General features: G+C 31.3%; 3 protein-coding genes. 2 read left to right on the forward strand and 1 reads right to left on the reverse strand.

The window, feature by feature from the left end; genetic code table 11:
- Positions 1 to 688 (reverse strand): ParA family protein (locus VK90_RS27230; protein WP_048376721.1); only part of this gene is annotated, 688 nt, incomplete at its 3' end.
- Positions 689 to 2,176: 1,488 nt separating this feature from the next.
- On the opposite strand from VK90_RS27230, the gene VK90_RS27235 reads away from it, so the two are divergent.
- Together VK90_RS27235 and VK90_RS27240 are read left to right on the forward strand one after the other, a co-directional pair.
- Positions 2,177 to 2,443, forward strand: coding sequence for a hypothetical protein (locus tag VK90_RS27235; RefSeq protein WP_048376723.1), 267 nt, complete (start codon positions 2,177 to 2,179; stop codon positions 2,441 to 2,443).
- Positions 2,444 to 2,978: 535 nt separating this feature from the next.
- Positions 2,979 to 3,509 (forward strand): SMI1/KNR4 family protein, encoded by a 531-nt coding sequence (locus tag VK90_RS27240; RefSeq protein ID WP_048376726.1) that lies wholly within the window; start codon positions 2,979 to 2,981, stop codon positions 3,507 to 3,509.
- The last annotated feature ends 272 nt before the right edge of the window (positions 3,510 to 3,781 follow it).

Consider the following 3,781-nt stretch of genomic DNA (forward strand, 5'->3'; position numbering starts at 1 on the left):
TACGTTCCATCTGTGGAACGATATTTTTAAATAGGTTTTCTTCACCAAAAATTTCACGAGCATTTTCCATAATGTATTCATCCACTTTGCCATTATTTTTTAATAGCACTGGAAGAATACCTACAACTTCAATATCAAGATTATATTGCTCTTTTAATTTTACTAGTTGGTTAATGTAGTTTTCCGCACCAGTAAGAGAACGTTCTTGTGTTTGTAGAGTTATAAGAACATAATCAGAAGCTACAACTGCATTTTTTGTGACTTCAATTGACATAGGTGGAACATCGATAAATATGTAATCGTATTTATGTTTTATTTTCTCAAGTAATCCCTTAAAGTAGAAATCTTCTTCTTCTTCCGAAGAACACGATTTATATAGAAATTTTGCGAAATCTTGAAAATCAACATAAGAAGGAATTAAATGTAAATTTTCCATTATTTCAACTTCTAATCCATCTAAATTCCCCTCTTGAATTCCTTTCATTAATGTTTTATTTAAAGTTACCTGTTCGTCAGGATTAAGGATAGATTTTGTTAACATTAGAGATTTTGTTGCATTACTCTGTGGATCAAGGTCAACGAGTAAAGTTCGTTTCCCCTTTTTTGCGAATTCATAAGAGTTTAATACAGCATTAGTGGTTTTACCAACGCCACCTTTGTAGTTCCCAACAGTAATTGTAATAGCCATTTATACCACTCCATTTATTATTTGAAAAAGTCCTCTATATCCCTACTTCTATATTTTAGTAAAAGAATTATAGAAATAGGGAAGTATCTACTTTTAGAAATAGGGATATTTCCCTATTTCTAAAAGTAAATTATAGCAGTGATATGTGGTACATGCAATAGAATCTATCATTTATACCACTCCATTCATTTTTGAAAAAGTCCTTATATCCCCATATCCCATGCCCATCAAGCTAAGAAAAGCAAATATCCCAAAACGAGAGAATGGATATTGTTAGGTGAGCTGTACAATTTTTTTTGTTTTGGGGCTTTTTAAAAAAGAAACAACCTTTCCTATAATTGATGTTGCATAGGCGTAACTTGATGACCATGACCTATTTCAATATTTTTGATAGCGGATGTAGGGAAATATCCAATTATAGAAATAGGGATATTTTCAATATAGCCCTTCATTCCAAGCTCATTAAGCTAAGAAAAGCAAAGATCCTAAAACGAGTAAATTGACATCTTCAGGTGAACTGTACAAATTTTTTTGTTTTGGGGCTTAAAAAAAACAACCTTTCCTATAATCGAAGTTGCATAAGCGTAACTTGATGACCATGACCTATTTCAATATTTTTGATAGTGGATGTATGGAAATAGGGATATTTCCAAATTACAAAGAAGATTAAAGTAGTGATATGCTATACATAAAATAGAATCAGTAATTTTTCAAAAGCGCTCCCTATACCTCCATTTCTGGTAACAAGAGTAGAGATATAGAGAAATATCTAATTATAGAAATAGGGATATATCTATATTACAAAGAAGGTTATAGTAGTGATATGCTGTACATAAAATAGAATCAGTAATTTTTCAAAGGTGCCCCCCTATGCCTCCATTTCTAATAACAAAAGCGGAGATATAGGGAAATATCTAATTATAGAAATAGGGATATTTTCAAATTACAGAGAAGATTAAAGTAGTGATATGCTATACATAAAATAGAATCAGTAATTTTTCAAAGGCGCCCCCCTATGCCTCCATTTCTAATAACAAAAGCGGAGATATAGGGAAATATCTAATTATAGAAATAGGGATATTCCCCTATATTACAAAGAAGATTAAGGTAGTGATATGCTGTACATAAAATAGAATCAGTAATTTTTCAAAAGCGCTCCCCTATATCTCCATTTCTAATGACAAAAGCGGAGACATATGTTCACGAATAATAAAGTTGTTATAAAATAATAAAGTCATTTTAAAAATAAAATAGATCTTTAAAAAATGGTATTAATTAAGAATTTATACTTTTTATCCTGTATGATAGAAATAAGGATATTCCGGTATTTATATAGTTAAGAAAGTGGTTGTTCTAAGAGGGGTAGATCAGATGACGGAGAAAGAAGAAAATGTTCACATTCGAATCGTTGATGAAGACGGAAGTGTACATTAAAAATTCGATATAGAGGAAGAAGACTTAGAAGACTATCTAGTAAATTATCCTAACATGCGTTTTGTATCAGAAAACCTGTATGAAATGGTAGAAGACGAGGAAGGGTTAGAGAACTTAAAAGAAGAAATTGAAGAAATAAAAGAACTCTTAGGTATGGTTCGAACAACTGAGATTATCGAAACTAAGCCGAAGACAAAGGAAGAGAAGAAGAGGAAAAGAAAACGTATCCTTCTAACTTTCATAGGTATAATCATCTTCTGTTTAGGTTGGAAAGCAGTCGAGGGGTATTGGGAGTATCACCGATTTCAAAACGGAAAATAGGTAGAAGGTAAGGTAGAAATTGAGCTACAAACAAATCAATCTTCCATATACCCAATAAACGAGTTATACATTTCGCAGACCATAAGTATAATGCAGTTCTAGTTGAACAAGAAGTGTTCGATAGGGTAAAGAGGGGTGACACGTTTAAAGTCATCATATACAAGGATAAAATATACTTAGACCCTAGAGAAGAGAAAACAAGAGTAGATTAACAAGTAAGTATGACTTTAAAACAAAGTTTGATAATTTATAAATTAAATAGACTAAACTAATAAGAGGTTATTATGTTCAACATATGAGCATATATCCTTTTTTCTGATACATATTAGATTAGTTATACAGATATTGAAAATATAGTTCAATATGTATTATTACTACAACAACATAGGATAGTTGAACAAGAACAATAGATTTTTATGGTGAAATTTATTTGTGTAAGAAGAAATGAGAATTTGATTTTGAATAAGATTAAAATTTACTAAACAATCCTGTAGTGAAGGTATTATGTTTGAGACGTAAGAGGAGGATAAATAGCATGATAAATCAAGCTGAATGGTTGTGGCAACGTATTATCGAAAGAGGATCAAATTCTGAAGATAACTTTAAAGAATCATTAAATCTTCAGCCAGGTGCAAGTGATAAAGAGTTTCAACTTATTGAGGATACACTGGGGGTTACACTCCCTGAAGAAATGAAAAGCTTTTACAGAGTGTATAACGGACAAACCTGGGAACCCGGGGTGAATCCATTTGTAAGGAATTTGACTTTGTCCCCTACTTCTGAAATTATTAATAATTGGAAATTTTTACAGGAAGAATTCGATCCTGATGATGATTTAGAGCCAGATATTGAAATAGAGCTTAAACCAGCTCTTTGGAATTCTAAGTGGATTCCAATTGCAGAAAATGGTGGCGGGGATTATCTTTGCATTGATACAGATCCATCTAAAGTTGGGGTTTCAGGACAAGTTGTATACTATTACCATGACTGGGGAAGGCGTGCTATTGAGGCAAAGAATATTTTTGCATTCATCGAAATTTGTTTAAAAGAAGAGAATTGTGAATAAATGTACTTAAAGTAACGGGTCTCTTAATTTATCTAACTTTTTTCATTTTAGGTCTTTATAATTTCAAAAAGCCTGATTGTTTAAAAAAAAGATTGATAATATGTAAAAAAGTTTGATTAAAATCCTATGTTGATGTAGGACGAGATAAATATGAGGTAAACCTATAGTTATTCAAGAAACGGGTGCTTTAATGGCGGAAAGATCACAAAAATGATCAAACTTTTTTATGGAAGATAAATATTCAATCTCAAAAGTGGAGATATAGGGAAATA

The organism is Bacillus sp. LK2 (assembly GCF_001043575.1).
Taxonomy (GTDB): Bacteria; Bacillota; Bacilli; order Bacillales; family Bacillaceae_G; genus Bacillus_A; species Bacillus_A paramycoides.